The 15770-nt window shown below is 72.6% G+C and carries 11 protein-coding genes, 1 tRNA gene, 1 other RNA gene, 1 pseudogene and 1 riboswitch; of the genes and pseudogenes, 12 read left to right on the top strand and 2 right to left on the bottom strand.

The annotated features are described in order from the left end of the window. Positions 1 to 13: 13 nt before the first annotated feature. The 5 genes from smpB to AB0R04_RS12190 all read left to right on the top strand — a co-directional run bounded on the left by smpB (position 14) and on the right by AB0R04_RS12190 (position 5976). Complete coding sequence (smpB, locus tag AB0R04_RS12210) at positions 14 to 490, top strand: SsrA-binding protein SmpB (RefSeq protein WP_063349176.1); 477 nt, start codon at positions 14 to 16, stop codon at positions 488 to 490. Between the two features lie 85 nt (positions 491 to 575). Beyond that, positions 576 to 957, top strand: a transfer-messenger RNA (tmRNA) gene (ssrA, locus tag AB0R04_RS12205). 128 nt (positions 958 to 1085) lie between these two features. Then, positions 1086 to 3389 (top strand): UvrD-helicase domain-containing protein, encoded by a 2304-nt coding sequence (locus tag AB0R04_RS12200; protein WP_363370330.1) that lies wholly within the window; start codon positions 1086 to 1088, stop codon positions 3387 to 3389. Positions 3390 to 3712: 323 nt separating this feature from the next. Continuing rightward, on the top strand, positions 3713 to 5185 hold the full coding sequence (locus AB0R04_RS12195) for an NAD-dependent malic enzyme (RefSeq protein ID WP_363370328.1): 1473 nt from the start codon (positions 3713 to 3715) through the stop codon (positions 5183 to 5185). Between the two features lie 509 nt (positions 5186 to 5694). Then, positions 5695 to 5976, top strand: a complete 282-nt coding sequence (locus AB0R04_RS12190; protein ID WP_030059737.1) for an HU family DNA-binding protein — start codon at positions 5695 to 5697, stop codon at positions 5974 to 5976. Positions 5977 to 6089: 113 nt separating this feature from the next. Here the strand turns inward: AB0R04_RS12190 and murA are convergent, their stop codons facing one another. Then, positions 6090 to 7430 carry a UDP-N-acetylglucosamine 1-carboxyvinyltransferase gene (gene murA, locus AB0R04_RS12185; protein ID WP_363370326.1) on the bottom strand — a complete coding sequence of 447 codons (1341 nt, stop codon included), beginning with the start codon at positions 7428 to 7430 and terminating at the stop codon, positions 6090 to 6092. 299 nt (positions 7431 to 7729) lie between these two features. On the opposite strand from murA, the gene AB0R04_RS12180 reads away from it, so the two are divergent. The 6 genes and pseudogenes from AB0R04_RS12180 to AB0R04_RS12155 all read left to right on the top strand — a co-directional run bounded on the left by AB0R04_RS12180 (position 7730) and on the right by AB0R04_RS12155 (position 15064). Next, complete coding sequence (locus AB0R04_RS12180; RefSeq protein WP_063349180.1) at positions 7730 to 8314, top strand: YqgE/AlgH family protein; 585 nt, start codon at positions 7730 to 7732, stop codon at positions 8312 to 8314. A 61-nt stretch (positions 8315 to 8375) separates the two neighbouring features. Then, complete coding sequence (locus AB0R04_RS12175; RefSeq protein ID WP_063349181.1) at positions 8376 to 8660, top strand: DUF3039 domain-containing protein; 285 nt, start codon at positions 8376 to 8378, stop codon at positions 8658 to 8660. 129 nt (positions 8661 to 8789) lie between these two features. Continuing rightward, the gene (locus AB0R04_RS12170) at positions 8790 to 10400 is read left to right on the top strand and encodes a beta-N-acetylhexosaminidase (protein WP_363370323.1); all 1611 of its coding nucleotides are present in this window, start codon (positions 8790 to 8792) and stop codon (positions 10398 to 10400) included. 310 nt (positions 10401 to 10710) lie between these two features. After that, the gene (locus AB0R04_RS12165) at positions 10711 to 11577 is read left to right on the top strand and encodes an FAD binding domain-containing protein (RefSeq protein ID WP_363370383.1); all 867 of its coding nucleotides are present in this window, start codon (positions 10711 to 10713) and stop codon (positions 11575 to 11577) included. Positions 11578 to 11654: 77 nt separating this feature from the next. Then, positions 11655 to 12101 (top strand): annotated as a pseudogene (locus AB0R04_RS12160) ((2Fe-2S)-binding protein); the annotation flags it as partial. A 635-nt stretch (positions 12102 to 12736) separates the two neighbouring features. Continuing rightward, positions 12737 to 15064: a xanthine dehydrogenase family protein molybdopterin-binding subunit gene (locus tag AB0R04_RS12155; RefSeq protein WP_363370322.1), complete on the top strand. Its 2328-nt coding sequence runs from the start codon at positions 12737 to 12739 to the stop codon at positions 15062 to 15064. 96 nt (positions 15065 to 15160) lie between these two features. On the opposite strand, the gene AB0R04_RS12150 is transcribed toward AB0R04_RS12155, so the two are convergent. Next, positions 15161 to 15232 (bottom strand) — tRNA-Cys (locus tag AB0R04_RS12150). Between the two features lie 85 nt (positions 15233 to 15317). Then, positions 15318 to 15384, top strand: a riboswitch (guanidine-III (ykkC-III) riboswitch). A 43-nt stretch (positions 15385 to 15427) separates the two neighbouring features. On the opposite strand from AB0R04_RS12150, the gene AB0R04_RS12145 reads away from it, so the two are divergent. After that, complete coding sequence (locus AB0R04_RS12145; protein WP_063349183.1) at positions 15428 to 15742, top strand: SMR family transporter; 315 nt, start codon at positions 15428 to 15430, stop codon at positions 15740 to 15742. Positions 15743 to 15770: the final 28 nt, after the last annotated feature.

Below are 15770 nucleotides of genomic sequence, written 5' to 3'. Positions count from 1 at the left end.
GAATGGCCGCGCTATGGCAAAGGAAACCGGACAGAAGCTGATCGCGCAGAACAAGAAGGCGCGACACGAGTACACGATCCTCGACACCTATGAGTGCGGCCTCGTGCTCACCGGCACGGAGGTGAAGTCACTGCGCGAGGGGCGGGCCAACCTGGTCGACGGCTACGCCTACATCCAGAACCACGAGGCCTGGATCGACAACGTGTTCATCCCCGAGTACACCCAGGGGACGTGGACCAACCACGCGGCCCGGCGCAAGCGCAAGCTGCTGCTGCACCGGCTGGAGATCCGCAAGATCGAGAGCACGGTCCGCGACGCGGGCCACACGCTCGTCCCGCTCTCGCTGTACTTCAAGGACGGCCGGGTGAAGCTCGAACTCGCGCTCGCGGTCGGCAAGAAGCTGTACGACAAGCGGCAGACGCTGCGCGAGAAGCAGGACACCCGCGAGACGGCCCGCGCGGTGGCGGCCGCCCGGCGGCGCCAGGGTTAATCCGCTGGACCCTCACCCGCCGCCTCGCGTACTATGGCGTCAGCAACACGGACGGTCACCGTCCGGCTGTTTCTCAACAAAACATGGGGATGATCGGTTTCGACAGGGGATGTTGAAACAGGGGAAGCGAGCCGAGGAACGCGGCAATGATCTCGTTAACCACGTGTCGCAAAAAAATAATCGCCAACTCTAAGCGCGATTCCCAGCAGTTCGCTCTCGCTGCCTAATAAGCACCGATAGCGCTTGGGTGTCAGACCGGGGAGTTCCCGACCCGGACCCTGGCATAATCTAGGGAACTCAACCGTCCGCCCGGGCTGCGAGGGCGGATGGGAAATCAAACAGCAGCTGGGCCTGTTGGCGGCTTGTCCGTGTGACTGCCAGGGCCGAGAAAATCACAGCGGACTGCGCTCGGAGAAGCCCTGAATTAACTCCACTGGACCCGGGTTCGATTCCCGGCATCTCCACCACCCCATGTTGACAGTGAAGGCCGTCCACCGCTTTGCGGTGGGCGGCCTTCACGTTTACCCCGGTTGGGGCGTAGGATCATCCGTCCGCTCGTTTTCCGGAGCCGGATTCCGCCGCTACCACCGAGGCCATGCAGAGCAACACGGACACCACCGCCGCCACCGACCGCGAGACCGTACGCGAGCGCGAGATCGCCGGTGAGCAGCAGCACCTCGACACCGTCTACCACCGGCTGGAGGAGAAGCTTGCCGAGGCCGAGTACATCCTGGAGGACGCCGCCAAGCGGGTCCAGGTCGGCACCCCCGGCGCGCTCGCCGAGCGCGACGCCCAGGTCTACCGGGCCGGTGCCCACCTCCAGCGCCTGAACAACGAGTTCGAGGACTTCCTGTTCGGCCGGATCGACCTCCAGCGGGCGGACGCCCCGGAGGAACACGGCATCCCCTCCGACACGCCGCTCGACCCGGCCGACCCGGCCGTCGCCGAGACCCTGCACATCGGCCGTCTCGGCGTGCTGGACGCCGAGTACGGGCCGCTGGTGATCGACTGGCGGGCGCCCGCCGCCGCGCCGTTCTACCGCGCCACCCCGGTCGAGCCGGGCCGGGTGGTCCGCCGCCGGGTGATCCGCTCCAAGGGGCGCCGGGTGATCGGCGTCGAGGACGACCTGCTGCGTCCCGACCTCACCCCGACCCTGAACGGCCGCGAGCTGGCGGTGGTCGGCGACGGCGCACTGATGGCCTCGCTCGGCCGCGCCCGCAGCCACTCGATGCGCGACATCGTCTCCTCCATCCAGAAGGAGCAGGACGAGGTGATCCGGGCGGCCGCCGCCGGCGCCACGCTCGTCACCGGCGGTCCGGGCACCGGCAAGACCGCCGTCGCCCTGCACCGCGCCGCGTACCTGCTGTACCAGGACCGCCGCCGCTACGCCGGGGGCATCCTGGTGGTCTCGCCGACCCCGCTGCTGGTCTCCTACACCGAGGGCGTGCTGCCCTCGCTCGGTGAGGAGGGGCAGGTCGCCATCCGCGCGGTCGGCTCGCTGGTGGACGGCATCGAGGCGGGCACCTACGACAGTCCGGAGGCGGCCCGGGTCAAGGGCTCGGGCCGGATGGTGCAGCTGCTGCACCGGGCCGCCCGGGCCGCGCTGGAGCTGGGCGCGCCGCAGGAGCTGAAGGTGGTCGCCCGCGGCGAGGTGCTCAAGCTGGACGCGGGCCGGCTCAAGGCCGTGCGCGGCAACGTGATCGGCGCCGGCGGTACCCCGCTGAACCTGCTGCGCCCGCGCGCCCGCCGGCTGCTGCTGGACGCCCTGTGGCAGGAGCTCACCCGGCACCTGCCGAAGCCGACCGACCACTACGCCCGCGAGCAGCGCCAGGAGGAGAAGGAGTCCTTCGACGAGTACGTCTCGGACGAGGCGCCGTTCCTGGACTTCCTGGACGCCTGGTGGCCCGCCGTGACCCCGCGCCGGGTGCTCGGCACGCTCAAGCAGCACCGGCACATCAACCGGATCGCCCGCCGCGCCGTCTCCCCGGACGAGGCGAGGCTGCTGGCGGCGTCCTGGCGCCAGCTGTCCCCGAAGGGAGAGGGCGCGCTGTCCGCGCACGACGTCGCGCTGGTGGACGAGCTCCAGGTGCTGCTCGGCGAGGCGGCCCGGCCGAAGGTGCGCGAGGTGAACGCGGTGGACCTGCTGAGCGGGCTGGAGGAGGTCACCACCTTCGCCGACCGCAGCTCCCGTCAGCGCGAGCGCGTCCCCGTCGAGCGCACCGAGTACGCGCACGTGATCGTGGACGAGGCGCAGGACCTCACCCCGATGCAGTGGCGCATGATCGGCCGCCGGGCCCGGATGGCGACCTGGACGATCGTCGGCGACCCGGCGCAGTCCTCCTGGCCGTTCCCGCAGGAGGCGCAGGCCGCGCTGGACGAGGTGCTGTCCGGCAAGCCGCGCCGCCGCTTCACGCTGACCGTCAACTACCGCAACCCGGCCGAGATCGCCGAGGTCGCGGCCAAGGTGCTGGCGCTGGCCGCGCCGGGCACCCCGTCGCCGACCGCGGTGCGCCGGGTCGGCGTCGAGCCGCGCTTCGCGGCCGTCGTGGATCCCGCCCCGGAGGCCTTCGGCGCGGCGGCCCGGGCGGAGCTGGAGTGGCTGCTGGGCGAGGTGGACGGCACCGTGGCGATCGTGGTGCCGATGGACCGCCGGGCCGAGGCGGCCGGCTGGGCCGAGGGCCTGGGCGAGCGGGCGGTGGTGCTGGGCAGCCTGGAGGCGAAGGGCCTGGAGTACGACGCGACCGTGGTGGCCGACCCGACCGGCATCGCCGGCGAGTCGGAGGCCGGCCTGCGGGTGCTGTACGTGGCGCTCACCCGGGCGACCCAGCGGCTGACCGTGCTGTCCGGTCCGGACGACCTGCCGGACGCGGCCGGCGTGCCCGCGCTGCTGCACGGCTGACGGCCGGTCCGCCGGACGAAGAAGGCCCCTCACCGGATGGTGAGGGGCCTTCAGACGTTAGTGACACCGACCCGCCATGCTCGCCTCGCGGCAAGTGGTCCCTCGAAGGGACGAAGGTTGGGCCCGGGGGCTTGGATCGAGCCGGTGTCCCGTCCAATGTAACGCATCGGCCCGGAGAGGCAAGAAGTTGTCGGGTCCACACACTCAATGAACGTTATTTCTGGCTACCCCTTGGAAGGTGCGACGATCGAGGTCTAGCATGCGCAGGCGATGCCTTCAACAAAATGTTGAACCTGCCGCACGGACGGAAGAAGGAAGCGTCGATGGCGACGGTGCCCAGTGTCTCCAACTCGATCACGGTGCGGCTGGAGGTCCCGGCCCGGGGCAACGCCGTCAGTGCGATCACCACGGCCGTGGAGTCCTCCGGCGGTTCGGTGACCGGTCTCGACGTCACCGCCTCCGGCCTGGAGGCGCTGCGGATCGACGTCACGGTGGCGGCCTCCTCCGTCGCGCACGGCGAGGAGATCGTCGAGAAGCTGCGGGCGATCGACGGCGTGTCGATCGGCAAGGTCTCGGACCGCACCTTCCTGATGCACCTCGGCGGCAAGATCGAGATGTCGTCCAAGCTCCCGATCCGCAACCGCGACGACCTCAGCATGATCTACACCCCGGGCGTCGCCCGGGTCTGCCTGGCGATCGCCGAGAACCCCGAGGACGCCCGCCGCCTCACCATCAAGCGCAACAGCGTCGCCGTGGTCACCGACGGCTCGGCGGTGCTGGGCCTGGGCAACATCGGCCCGGCCGCCGCGCTGCCGGTCATGGAGGGCAAGGCGGCCCTGTTCAAGCGCTTCGCCGGGATCGACGCCTGGCCGATCTGCCTGGACACCCAGGACACCGACGAGATCGTGGCCATCGTCAAGGCGATCGCCCCCGGCTTCGCGGGCATCAACCTGGAGGACATCTCCGCGCCGCGCTGCTTCGAGATCGAGGCCCGGCTGCGCGAGGCCCTGGACATCCCGGTCTTCCACGACGACCAGCACGGCACCGCGATCGTGGTGCTGGCCGCCCTCACCAACGCGCTGAAGGTGGTCGGCAAGGAGATCAGCGACATCCGGGTGGTGATGTCGGGCGCCGGCGCCGCCGGCACCGCGATCCTCAAGCTGCTGCTGGCGGCCGGCGTCGAGCACGCCACCGTGGCGGACGTGCGCGGTGTGGTCCACCAGGGCCGGGAGGACCTCAACGACAGCCTGCGCTGGATCGCCGAGCACACCAACCGCTCGGGCCGCACCGGCAGCCTCAAGGAGGCCGTGGCGGACGCCGACGTCTTCATCGGCGTCTCGGCCCCGAACGTCCTGGACGGCGACGACCTGGCCACCATGGCCGAGGACTCGATCGTCTTCGCGCTGGCCAACCCGGACCCGGAGGTCGACCCGGCCATCGCCCGGCAGACCGCCGCCGTGGTCGCCACCGGCCGCAGCGACTTCCCCAACCAGATCAACAACGTGCTGGTCTTCCCGGGTGTCTTCCGCGGCCTCCTGGACGCCCAGAGCCGCACCGTCAACACCGAGATGATGATCGCCGCCGCCCGGGCGCTGGCCACCACCGTCGCCGACGACGAGCTGAACGCCAACTACATCATCCCGAGCGTCTTCCACAAGGACGTCGCCAAGACGGTCGCCTCGGCGGTGCGCGAGGCGGCGCTGGCGGGCGTCCAGGAGAGCACGGAGCCGGCCCGTCCGACCCCGGGCATCGTCGGCACGCTCGACGCCTCCTCCTTCCCCACCGTCAAGCTCTGACCGGCGAGGCGGCCGACGTGTCGCTGATCGGTCAAATGTCCGAATAGCGGCCTTACCCGTCCGAGTCCGCCCCGAACCCTTGCGACACAAGGGCGAGGGGCGTGTTTGGGCTTGTCGTGCCTAGGGCGTACGGTAGCCCTGCACGGGGCAGGCGTGTCCGACAAGTACGGAACGTCCCCCTGGTCTTCCGGCGCGTCGTCCCGACCGCCGCCCGGGCCCGGTCCGCCGGAGCCGACGGAGCGTCACACCTCCAACGGGCGGGGTTCGTTCGGGTGTCGTGGCCGGGGCCCGATTGGCTTTCTCGGGGCCGGTCGGGGCAGGATTCGTATCCAGGCAGGCGGACGGGCCTTCGACGGCACCGGCGCGCGGCATCGGGTACGGACCCGGCCTGCGACCACGCATTGCCTGCATGAGCACAGTGTGCGGACCTGCGGCCTATCCGGGTGCCCCCCGGTGGGAGTACCGATGGGCCCCCGCACACCGCAAGCGAACAGACCACAGGAGTACACATGAACCGCAGTGAGCTGGTGGCCGCGCTGTCCGAGCGCGCCGAGGTGACCCGCAAGGACGCCGACGCCGTTCTGGCCGCCTTCGCCGAGATCGTCGGCGAGGTCGTCGCCAAGGGCGACGAGAAGGTCACCATCCCCGGTTTCCTGACCTTCGAGCGCACCCACCGCGCCGCCCGCACCGCCCGCAACCCGCAGACCGGTGAGCCGATCCAGATCGCGGCCGGCTACAGCGCCAAGGTGAGCGCCGGCTCCAAGCTGAAGGAAGCCGCCAAGGGCGCCTGAACCACCCCTTGAACGCCCGAGAGGCCGGGCTCCCCTTCTGGGGGAGCCCGGCCTCTCGTCGTGGCCTACGGGCCCGTAGGCCCGTAGGCCCGTAGGCCTACGGGCCCTGCGGGTCAGGCGTCGACCAGCTGCTCGGACGGCAGCTCGACGTGGGCGCCCAGGTCGCGCAGCTTGTCCATGAAGTTCTCGTAGCCGCGGTTGATCAGGTCGATGCCGTGCACGGTCGAGGTGCCCTCGGCCGTCAGCGCCGCGATCAGGTACGAGAAGCCGCCGCGCAGGTCGGGGATGACCAGCTCGGCGCCCATCAGCTTGGACGGGCCGGAGACGACCGCCGAGTGCAGGAAGTTGCGCGCGCCGAAGCGGCACGGGGTGGCGCCCAGGCACTCGCGGTACAGCTGGATGTGCGCACCCATCTGGTTGAGCGCGCCGGTGAAGCCGAGCCGCGACTCGTACACCGTCTCGTGGATGATGGACAGGCCGGTGGCCTGGGTCAGGGCGACGACCAGCGGCTGCTGCCAGTCGGTCTGGAAGCCCGGGTGCACGTCGGTCTCCAGGGCGATCGCCTTGAGCTCGCCGCCCGGGTGCCAGAAGCGGATGCCCTCGTCCTCCACCTCGAAGGCGCCGCCGACCTTCCGGAAGGTGTTCAGGAAGGTCATCATCTCCAGCTGGCGGGCGCCGCGGACGTAGATGTCGCCCCTGGTGGCCAGCGCCGCGCAGGCCCAGGAAGCGGCCTCCAGGCGGTCCGGCAGCGCGCGGTGGGTGTAGCCGCCCAGCTCGTCGACGCCGGTGATCAGGATGGTCCGGTCGGTGCCCAGGGTGATGATCGCGCCCATCTTCTGCAGCACGCAGATCAGGTCGACGATCTCCGGCTCGATGGCCGCGTTGCGCAGCTCGGTGACGCCCTCGGCGAGGACGGCGGTGAGCAGCACCTGCTCGGTCGCGCCGACCGAGGGGTAGGGCAGCTCGATCTTGGTGCCGCGCAGGCGCTGCTGGGCGACCAGGTAGGTGCCCTGCGGGTGCTTCTCGATGGTGGCGCCGAACTGGCGCAGCACCTCGAAGTGGAAGTCGACCGGGCGGCCGCCGATGTCGCAGCCGCCCAGGCCCGGGATGAAGGCGTGGCCGAGGCGGTGCAGCAGCGGGCCGCAGAACAGGATCGGGATCCGCGAGGAGCCCGCGTGCGCGTCGATGTCGGCGACGTTCGCACTCTCCACGTGCGACGGGTCGAGGATCAGCTCGCCGTCCTCGTCGCCGGTCCGCACGGTGACCCCGTGCAGCTGGAGCAGGCCGCGGACCACCTTGACGTCGCGGATGTCCGGGACGTTGCGCAGTCTGCTGGGGCCCTGGCCGAGGAGGGCGGCGACCATGGCCTTGGGCACCAGGTTCTTCGCACCGCGGACGCGGATCTCGCCTTCGAGCGGGTTTCCGCCGTGGACCAGCAGGACGTCGTCGGTCATCGTTCTCGCAATCCGGGGTGCCAGAGGGGTGGGAAGGCTCCGGTAGAGAGCCGGTGGTGGACCGGTTGGTACGGGCGCGCTCGGGCCCCCGGCAAAACCGAGTCGGCACCGTAGAAGGGCGTCCACCATCCGTAGATGGTAGTGGGCGTGCCGATGGTTCCCGTGAGCCTCTCCCGTGATGGTCCTCTCTCCGGGCTCGCTCCCGCCCGCCGGAGGGGCCGTTCGGGTGTTTGTCCGGCGTGGCGGGGTTTCGATCGTTGAGGTGTCCGACCCCGGCCGTTCTGCGGGATCATGTGGGCATGACGGCGGCCCACTCGCACGCAGGACGGTCCCACACCGGCCGTCTGCTCGTCGCGACGCCCCTGCTCACCGACCCGAACTTCGCCCGGGCGGTGGTGCTGCTCCTCGACCACGACGTCGAGGGGGCGCTCGGCGTGGTCCTCAACCGGCCGACGCCGGTCGAGGTGGGCAGCGTCCTGGACGGCTGGGGGCGGCTGGTCGGGCAGCCCGCCGTGGTGTTCCAGGGCGGACCGGTGGCGCTGGACTCGGCGCTCGGCCTCGCCGTGGCGCCGGGGGAGCCGGGCACCGGCGAGCCGCTCGGCTGGCGGCGGGTGCACGGCGCGATCGGCCTGGTGGACCTGGAGGCGCCGCCCGAGGTGCTGGCCGGCGAGCTGGGCGCGCTGCGGATCTTCGCCGGGTACGCCGGCTGGTCGCCGGGCCAGCTGGAGACGGAGCTGGGGAGCGGCGCCTGGTACCTGGTGGACTGCGAGCCGGGGGACATCTCCAGCCCGGAGCCGGAGCGGCTGTGGCGCTCGGTGCTGCGCCGCCAGCGCGGCCCGCTGGCGCTGCTCGCGACCTATCCGGACGACCCGACGCTGAACTGACGTACGGGCCGCCGTCGCGATACTGGCCGGGTTTCGCGGGGCGCCCATAGACTTGGCACCTATGAGCACTCTTGAGCCCGAGCGCGGCCTCGGCACCGGCACCCTGGTCGAGCCAGTCCCCCAGGTGTCCCACGGGGACGGCGACCACGAGCGCTTCGCGCACTACGTCCAGAAGGACAAGATCATGGAGAGCGCGCTCTCCGGCTCGCCCGTGGTGGCGCTCTGCGGCAAGGTCTGGGTGCCCGGGCGCGACCCGAAGAAGTACCCGGTCTGCCCGATGTGCAAGGAGATCTACGACGGCATCGGCAAGCCGCAGGGCGGCGACGACAACAACGGCGGCAAGTAGCACCGGCCGCCGCGGGCCGGTGCCCGGCGCCGTTGTGCACGGTGTGATTGTGCACAGTGCCGTTTTGCATAGTGCCGAGTTTCCGAAGTGGTCTATGCCAGTCGTCCGGGGCGGGGGCAGGATGTCGGAATGGACCTCATTCCCGTGCCTTCGAGTGCCGTCCGCCGCCCGGACGAGGACTTCCCCCTCGACGACGCCACCACGCTGACCGCTCCGCCCGGGCTGGCCGACGCCGAGCGGTGGCTGCGCACCACGCTGACCGCGGCCACCGGGCTGCCGCTCGGCCCGGGTCGGCCGGGCACGGGCATCGAACTGGTCCAGGACGACGCGCTGGCCGCCGAGGCGTACCGGATCACGGTGCGCCCCGGCCACGCCCTGATGGCCGCGGGCGGGCCGGCCGGTGCGCTGTGGGGCGCGCAGACCCTGCGGCAGCTGCTCGGCCCGGACGCCTTCCGCCGGTCCCCGCTGCGCGGCACCGGCTGGGTGCTGCCCGGCGCGGACATCGAGGACGCCCCCCGGTTCGGCTGGCGCGGCGCGCTGCTCGACGTCGCCCGGCACTTCCTGCCCAAGTCGGACGTGCTGCGCTTCGTCGACCTGCTGGCCGCGCACAAGCTCAACGTGCTGCACCTGCACCTGACCGACGACCAGGGCTGGCGGGTGGAGATCAAGCGCTACCCCGGCCTGACCGAGCGCGGCGCCTGGCGGGACCGCTCGATGGTCGGCTACCGGGCCGGCCAGCGCCGCGACGACCGCCCGCACGGCGGCTACTACACCCAGGACGACCTGCGCGAGATCGTCGCCTACGCGGCCGCGCGCGGGGTCACCGTCGTCCCGGAGGTCGACCTGCCCGGGCACACCCAGGCCGCCGTCGCGGCCTACCCCGAGCTGGGCAACACCGACGTGGTGGACACCGCGGCGCTCGGCGTCTGGACGGACTGGGGCGTCAGCCACAACGTGCTCAACGCCTCCGAGGACACCCTGCGCTTCTTCGAGGGCGTGCTGGAGGAGGTCCTGGAGCTCTTCCCGTCCGAGTTCATCCACCTCGGCGGCGACGAGTGCCCCAAGGAGCAGTGGAAGGACAGCGCGGCCGCCCAGGCGCGGATCCGCGAGCTCGGCCTGGCCAACGAGGACGAGCTGCAGAGCTTCGTGATCCGGCACTTCGACCGCTGGCTGGCCGAGCGCGGCCGCCGGCTGATCGGCTGGGACGAGATCCTGGAGGGCGGGCTCGCCCCGGGCGCCGCCGTCTCCTCCTGGCGCGGGTTCGGCGGCGGGGTCGCCGCGGCCAAGGCCGGGCACGACGTGGTGATGTGCCCCGAGCAGCACGTCTACTTCGACCACCGGCAGGCCGACGGCCCGGACGAGCCGATCCCGGTCGGCTTCGTGCGCACGCTGGAGGACGTGTACCGCTTCGAGCCGGTGCCCGGGCAGCTGGACGAGACGGCCGCCCGGCACGTGATCGGCACCCAGGCAAACCTGTGGAGCGAGTTCATGGACAGCGCCCGGGACATCGACTACCGGGCCTTCCCCCGGTTGGTGGCCTTCGCCGAGGTCGCCTGGTCCGACCTGCCCACCGATCCGGCCGAGCGCGACTACGCCGGCTTCGAGCACCGGCTGGAGGCGCACCTGAAGGTGCTGGACGCGCTCGGCGTGGAGTACCGCCCGGCGGACGGCCCGCGCCCGTGGCAGCGCTGGCCCGGGGTGGCCGGCCGGCCGATCGAGGGCCCGCCGCCGGTGCGCTGAGCGCGACGGACTTGCTCTTGCGGGAACTTCTGAGTGGTCATCTGACGTCAAGAACAGATGAACATCTGCCCAGGTCCGGTTCGGGCCTGGGCAGATACCGCCCGGTATCCGTCCCAATCGGGCAGTCCCGTTCACCTGCCCCGAAATGATCATCGAGCATTGTGTGCCAGAGTTGCCCAACCCGGCCCGATCGCCCGTACCCTACGGGCCAGGCCGGGCTGCTGACGCGGACACCACGGCCGAAGGCCGCGGGCGGCAGCCGATCGATGAGCAAGTGGAGCACGGTGGGACCCAGGTGAACCGGACGATCATGCTGCCGGCCTCCCTCGACGAGGCCGTCGACGCGCTGGCCGCCACCCCGGCCGCGGTACCGGTGGCCGGCGCCACCGACCTGATGGAAGCCGTCAACGCCGGACGGCTACGCCCCGCCGCCCTGGTCGGCCTCGGCCGGATCACCGAACTGCGCGGCTGGCGCTACGAGGACGGCGGCACCGCCGTCCTCGGCGCCGGACTCACCCACGCCCGGATGGACCGCCCCGACTTCGCCGCGCTCATCCCCGCGCTCGCGGACGCCGCTCGCACCGCCGGCCCGCCGCAGGTCCGCAACGTCGGCACCCTCGGCGGCAACATCGTCACCGCCGCCCCGGCCGGCGACACCCTCCCGGTGCTCACCGCCCTGGAGGCCAGCGTCACCCTCGCCCGGGCCGGCGCCAGCCGCGAGGTGCCGGTCAGTCACCTGCTCACCGGCCTCGACCCGGTGCGCCCCGGCGAACTCCTCACCTGGGTGCGCGTCCCGCTGCTGCACGCCCCGCAGGTCTTCCTCAAGGCCACCGGCCGCAGCGGCCCGGCCCGCGCCACCGCCTCCGTCGCGCTGGTCCTCGACCCCGCCCGGCGCGCCGTGCGCTGCGCGGTCGGCGCCGTCGCACCGGTGCCGCTGCGCCCGCTGGAGGCCGAGGCCTGGGTCGCCGGCTGCATCGACTGGGACGGCAGCCGGGAGATCGACCCGGCCGCGACCGCCGCCTTCGGCGAGTACGTGGCCGCCGCCTGCGTCCCCGACAGCTACGGCGCCGAAGGCGCCTGGGAGGCCGCGACCGAGGGGCCGAGCGCGGCCGCCGTTCGGCTGCGGCGTACCGTATCGGTGCTGGCCCGACGGGCACTGGGAAGGGCGCTGAAGTGACCACAGACCCCATCGAGACCCTCGACGCCGACCCGCTCGGCCTCACCCCGCAGGTCAGCCGCGAGCTGCGCCCGTGCGCCTCGTACACCTTGCGGGTCAACGGTTTCGAACGGCCCGTCACCGACGCCTGGATCGGCGAGAGCCTGCTCTACGTGCTGCGCGAGCGGCTCGGCCTGGCCGGCGCCAAGGACGGCTGCGAGCAGGGCGAGTGCGGAGCCTGCTCGGTGCAGGTGGACGGCCAGCTGGTGGCCGGCTGCCTGGTGCCCGCCGCGCTGGCCGCCGACAGCGAGATCAACACCGTCGAGGGCCTGTCGGCCGCCGGCGGCGCGAGCGACGTCCAGCAGGCGCTGGCCGAGTCCGGCGCGGTGCAGTGCGGCTACTGCACCCCCGGCATGGCGATGGCGGTGCACGACCTGCTCCAGCGCAACCACCGCCCGACCGAGGTCGAGGCCCGCCAAGCGCTCTGCGGCAACCTCTGCCGCTGCACCGGCTACCGCGGCGTGCTGGCCGCCGTCCAGAGCATCGCCGACGCGCGCGCCGAGGACGTCGAGGAGGCGGAGGAGACGGCCGCCGCGACCGCCGCCCAGGCCGCCTCACCGGCCACCGACCAGGCCGCCGACCAGCCCGCCGGGGAAGCGGCCGCCGGACCGCAGCAGGCCGCCGAACCGCCGGTCTACGCCGACGCCGACGCCTGGATCGAGCACGTCCCGCAGCCGCCCGCCGAGCAGCCCCCGGCCGGCGCCGACCAGCCGTACGGCGACGGCCAGGGCGGCTACGACACCGGCGTGTACGACACCGCCGTCCTGACGCCGGTCCAGGGCATCCCCGCCCAGACCGCCGACGACCAGGTGTACTACCCGCCGCAGGGCTACCCCGAGCAGCCGTACCAGGGCACCCCCGCCCACGGCACCTACGTGCCCGGCGGCTACCCGCAGCAGAACGGCTACGACGCCGGGTACGACGCCCCGGTCTACGAACCCACCCCCGCGCACGGCACGCCGCTGCCCGGGGCCGCCTTCGACGGCACGCCCCCGCACGGCACGCCCTACGTCGCCACGCCCCCGCACGGCGCTCCGGCCGGTGGCACCGCCCCGGCCGGCGTCCCGTACGGCGCCACCCCCGCCCACGGCATCCGGCTCCCCGAGGACGACCACGCATCATGACGTCGCCTACCGACATCGGCGCAGCACTCCAGCAGGACGGCGGCGAGGGCGGCGCACCGGAGCCGTTCGGCCTGGGCAGCTCACCGCTGCGCAGCGACGCGCTGCCCAAGGCGCTCGGCATCTACCCGTACGCGGCCGACCTGTGGGCCGAGGGGCTGCTCTGGGGTGCGGTGCTGCGCTCGCCGCACCCGCACGCCCGGATCAGGGGCATCGACACCGCGGCGGCGCTCGCGCTGCCCGGCGTGCACGCCGTGGTCACCGCCGCCGACCTGCCGCCCGGCCCGGACGGCGCCCCGGACGGCGCCCCGGCCGGGCCGATCGTCGCCGACCGGCCGGTGCTGGCCGCGGGCGTGGTGCGTCACCACGGCGAGCCGATCGCCGCGGTGGCCGCCGACCACCCGGACACCGCCCGGCTGGCGGTCGGTCTGATCGCGGTCGACTACGAGCCGCTGGAGGCCGTCACCGACCCCGAGCAGGCCTTCACCGCCCCGTCGCTGCACCCGGACGGCAACCTGTTCCGCCACCTGCCGCTGCGCACCGGGGACCCGGACGCGGCCGGCGAGATCATCATCGAGGGCCTCTACCAGGTCGGCCGTCAGGACCCGGCCCCGCTCGGCGCCGAGGCCGGGCTGGCCGTACCGCGCCCGGACGGCGGCGTCGAACTGCACCTGTCCTCCACCGACCCGCACGGCGACCGCGACCGCACCGCCGCCTGCCTCGGCCTGGAGCCCGACCGGGTCCGGCTGGTGGTCACCGGCGTGCCGGGGGCCACCACCGACCGCGAGGACCTCTCCTTCCAGGTCACCCTGGCGCTGCTGGCGCTGCGCACCGGCCGCCCGGTGAAGATGACCCTCACCCGCGAGGAGTCCTTCCACACCCATCCCTCGCGCCACCCCGCGCTGCTGCGCTACCGCCACCACGCCGACGCCGAGGGCACCCTGGTGAAGGTCGAGGCGCAGATCCTGCTGGACGGCGGCGCGTACGCGGACGTCTCCGCCGAGGCGCTGGCCGCCGCCACCGCGTTCTCGGTCGGCCCGTACGTCTGCCCGAACGTCTTCGTGGACGCCTGGGCGGTGCGCACCAACAACCCGCCGGCCGGGCGGATGCGCGGCGAGGGCGCGTTGCAGGCCTGCTTCGCCTACGAGTCGCAGCTGGACCAGCTGGCCGCCCGGATCGGCGTGGACCCGGTGGAGATCCGCCGTCGCAACGCGATGGCCACCGGCGACCCGATGCCCACCGGACAGGCCGTCACCTGCCCGGCGCCGGTCGGCGCGCTGCTGGAGGCCGTCGCGGCCGAGCCGCTGCCGGCCCTGCCGGTGGACGACCCGGACGCCGAGTGGCTGCTGCCGGGCGGGCCCGGTGGCGCCGGCGACCCGGCGGCGGTGCGGCGCGGGATCGGCTACGCCGTCGGCATGGTGCACATGCTCGGCGCCGAGGGCGAGGACGAGGTCTCCACCGCCACCGTGCGGGTCAGCGGCGACCACGCCACGGTGATCTGCGCGGCCGTCGACTCCGGACAGGGCTTCGCCACGCTGGCCCGGCAGATCGTGCAGACCGTGCTGGGCGTCAGCGAGGTGTACATCGCGCCGGCCGACAGCGACCAGTCGATCGCCGGTCCCTCCGCCCGCGGCCGGCACACCTGGGTCTCCGGCGGCGCCGTCGAGCGCGCCGCGCTGATGGTCCGCCACCAGCTGCTGCAGCCGATCGCCGCCAACTTCGGGATGTCGGTGGAACTGCTGCAGATCGCCGACGGCAAGATCACCTCGTACGACGGGGTGCTCGGCATGCCGGTCGCCGAGGCGCTGGAGGGCAAGGAGCTCTGGGCGACGGCCCAGTGCCGCCCGCACCCCACCGAGCCGCTGGACGAGTCCGGGCAGGGCGACGCCTTCGTGTCGATCGCGTTCTGCGCGATGCGCGCGGTGGTGGACGTGGACATCGAGCTGGGCGCCGTCCGGGTGGTCGAGATGACGGTCGCCCAGGACGTCGGCCGGGCGCTGAACCCGCGGCAGATCGAGGACCGGATCGAGGCGGGCGTGGCCCAGGGCGTCGGCCTGGCGCTGCTGGAGGACCTGCGCACCGAGGGCGGCGTGCTGCTGAACCCCTCGCTCACCGGCTACCGGCTGCCCACCGCGCTGGACACCCCGCAGGTACGGATCGCCGCCCTGCTGGAGGAGCGGGACGTGGTCGCCACCTTCGGGGCCAAGGCGGTCAGCGCCGCCCCCGCGGTGGTCGCCCCGGCGGCGGTGGCCGCCGCCGTCCGGGCGGCCACCGGCCTGCCGGTCGGCCGGCTGCCGATCCGGCCGGAGGACGCGGTCGCGGTCTGAAGGGCGGGGGCGGCGGTTTCGGCCGACCGCCCCGGAAATGGCGGAAACAGGAATTGCCGGTCGACGGAATGTCGACCGGCAATTCCATTTCCGGCGAGGCCATGACGGGAATCGAACCCGTGTACACCGCTTTGCAGACGGTTCCCTAAGCCACTCGGGCACACGGCCAGTGAATTCATAGTGGCGGAATGCGCGGGGGGCCGTCAACGGTGGAATGTAAATTCTGTATGGCGGCTTGTGCTACGGTCGGAACCAGGTGGTCGGTTGCCCGGCCGCCCCGGACGAGCGCGTCGTACCCGGTGACGACAAGACGGCGCAGTTCAGCGGCAATCCGGCCGCTGTGGACTGCGGAGGTAGGCCGTCATGGCATGGCTCGTTCTGATCATCTCGGGTGTCCTGGAGACCGTGTGGGCGGTGGCCCTGGAGTCGTCCAAGGGCTTTTCCCGGCTCACCCCCAGCCTCGTCTTCGGTGTGACCCTGCTGCTGAGCATGGGCGGGCTGGCGTACGCGATGCGCACCATTCCGATCGGCACCGGCTACGCGGTCTGGGTCGGCATCGGTGCGGTCGGCACCGCGCTCTACGGCATGGCCGTCCTGGGGGACGCGGTGACGGCGGCCCGGATCGGCTGCCTGCTGCTCATCGTCTCCGGCGTGGTCGGCCTGAAGGTGCTCCACTGACCGCCGCCTGAGCTTCCCCTGACCCTGG

This window comes from Kitasatospora sp. NPDC056731 (assembly GCF_040687675.1).
Classification (GTDB): Bacteria; Actinomycetota; Actinomycetes; order Streptomycetales; family Streptomycetaceae; genus Kitasatospora.
The sequence above is the reverse complement of the archived record's forward strand: the minus strand, read 5'-3'. Positions and strand labels throughout refer to the sequence as shown.

Bases quoted from the DNA above. Each gene is read 5' to 3' on its own strand.
- AB0R04_RS12190 (WP_030059737.1), top strand. From the start codon at position 5,695: ATGAACCGCAGTGAGCTGGTGGCCGCGCTGTCCGAGCGCGCCGAGGTG.
- murA (WP_363370326.1), bottom strand. From the start codon at position 7,430: ATGACCGACGACGTCCTGCTGGTCCACGGCGGAAACCCGCTCGAAGGC.
- AB0R04_RS12200 (WP_363370330.1), top strand. From the start codon at position 1,086: ATGCAGAGCAACACGGACACCACCGCCGCCACCGACCGCGAGACCGTA.
- AB0R04_RS12180 (WP_063349180.1), top strand. From the start codon at position 7,730: ATGACGGCGGCCCACTCGCACGCAGGACGGTCCCACACCGGCCGTCTG.
- AB0R04_RS12165 (WP_363370383.1), top strand. From the start codon at position 10,711: ATGCTGCCGGCCTCCCTCGACGAGGCCGTCGACGCGCTGGCCGCCACC.
- AB0R04_RS12195 (WP_363370328.1), top strand. From the start codon at position 3,713: ATGGCGACGGTGCCCAGTGTCTCCAACTCGATCACGGTGCGGCTGGAG.
- AB0R04_RS12145 (WP_063349183.1), top strand. From the start codon at position 15,428: ATGGCATGGCTCGTTCTGATCATCTCGGGTGTCCTGGAGACCGTGTGG.
- smpB (WP_063349176.1), top strand. From the start codon at position 14: ATGGCAAAGGAAACCGGACAGAAGCTGATCGCGCAGAACAAGAAGGCG.
- AB0R04_RS12175 (WP_063349181.1), top strand. From the start codon at position 8,376: ATGAGCACTCTTGAGCCCGAGCGCGGCCTCGGCACCGGCACCCTGGTC.
- AB0R04_RS12170 (WP_363370323.1), top strand. From the start codon at position 8,790: ATGGACCTCATTCCCGTGCCTTCGAGTGCCGTCCGCCGCCCGGACGAG.
- AB0R04_RS12155 (WP_363370322.1), top strand. From the start codon at position 12,737: ATGACGTCGCCTACCGACATCGGCGCAGCACTCCAGCAGGACGGCGGC.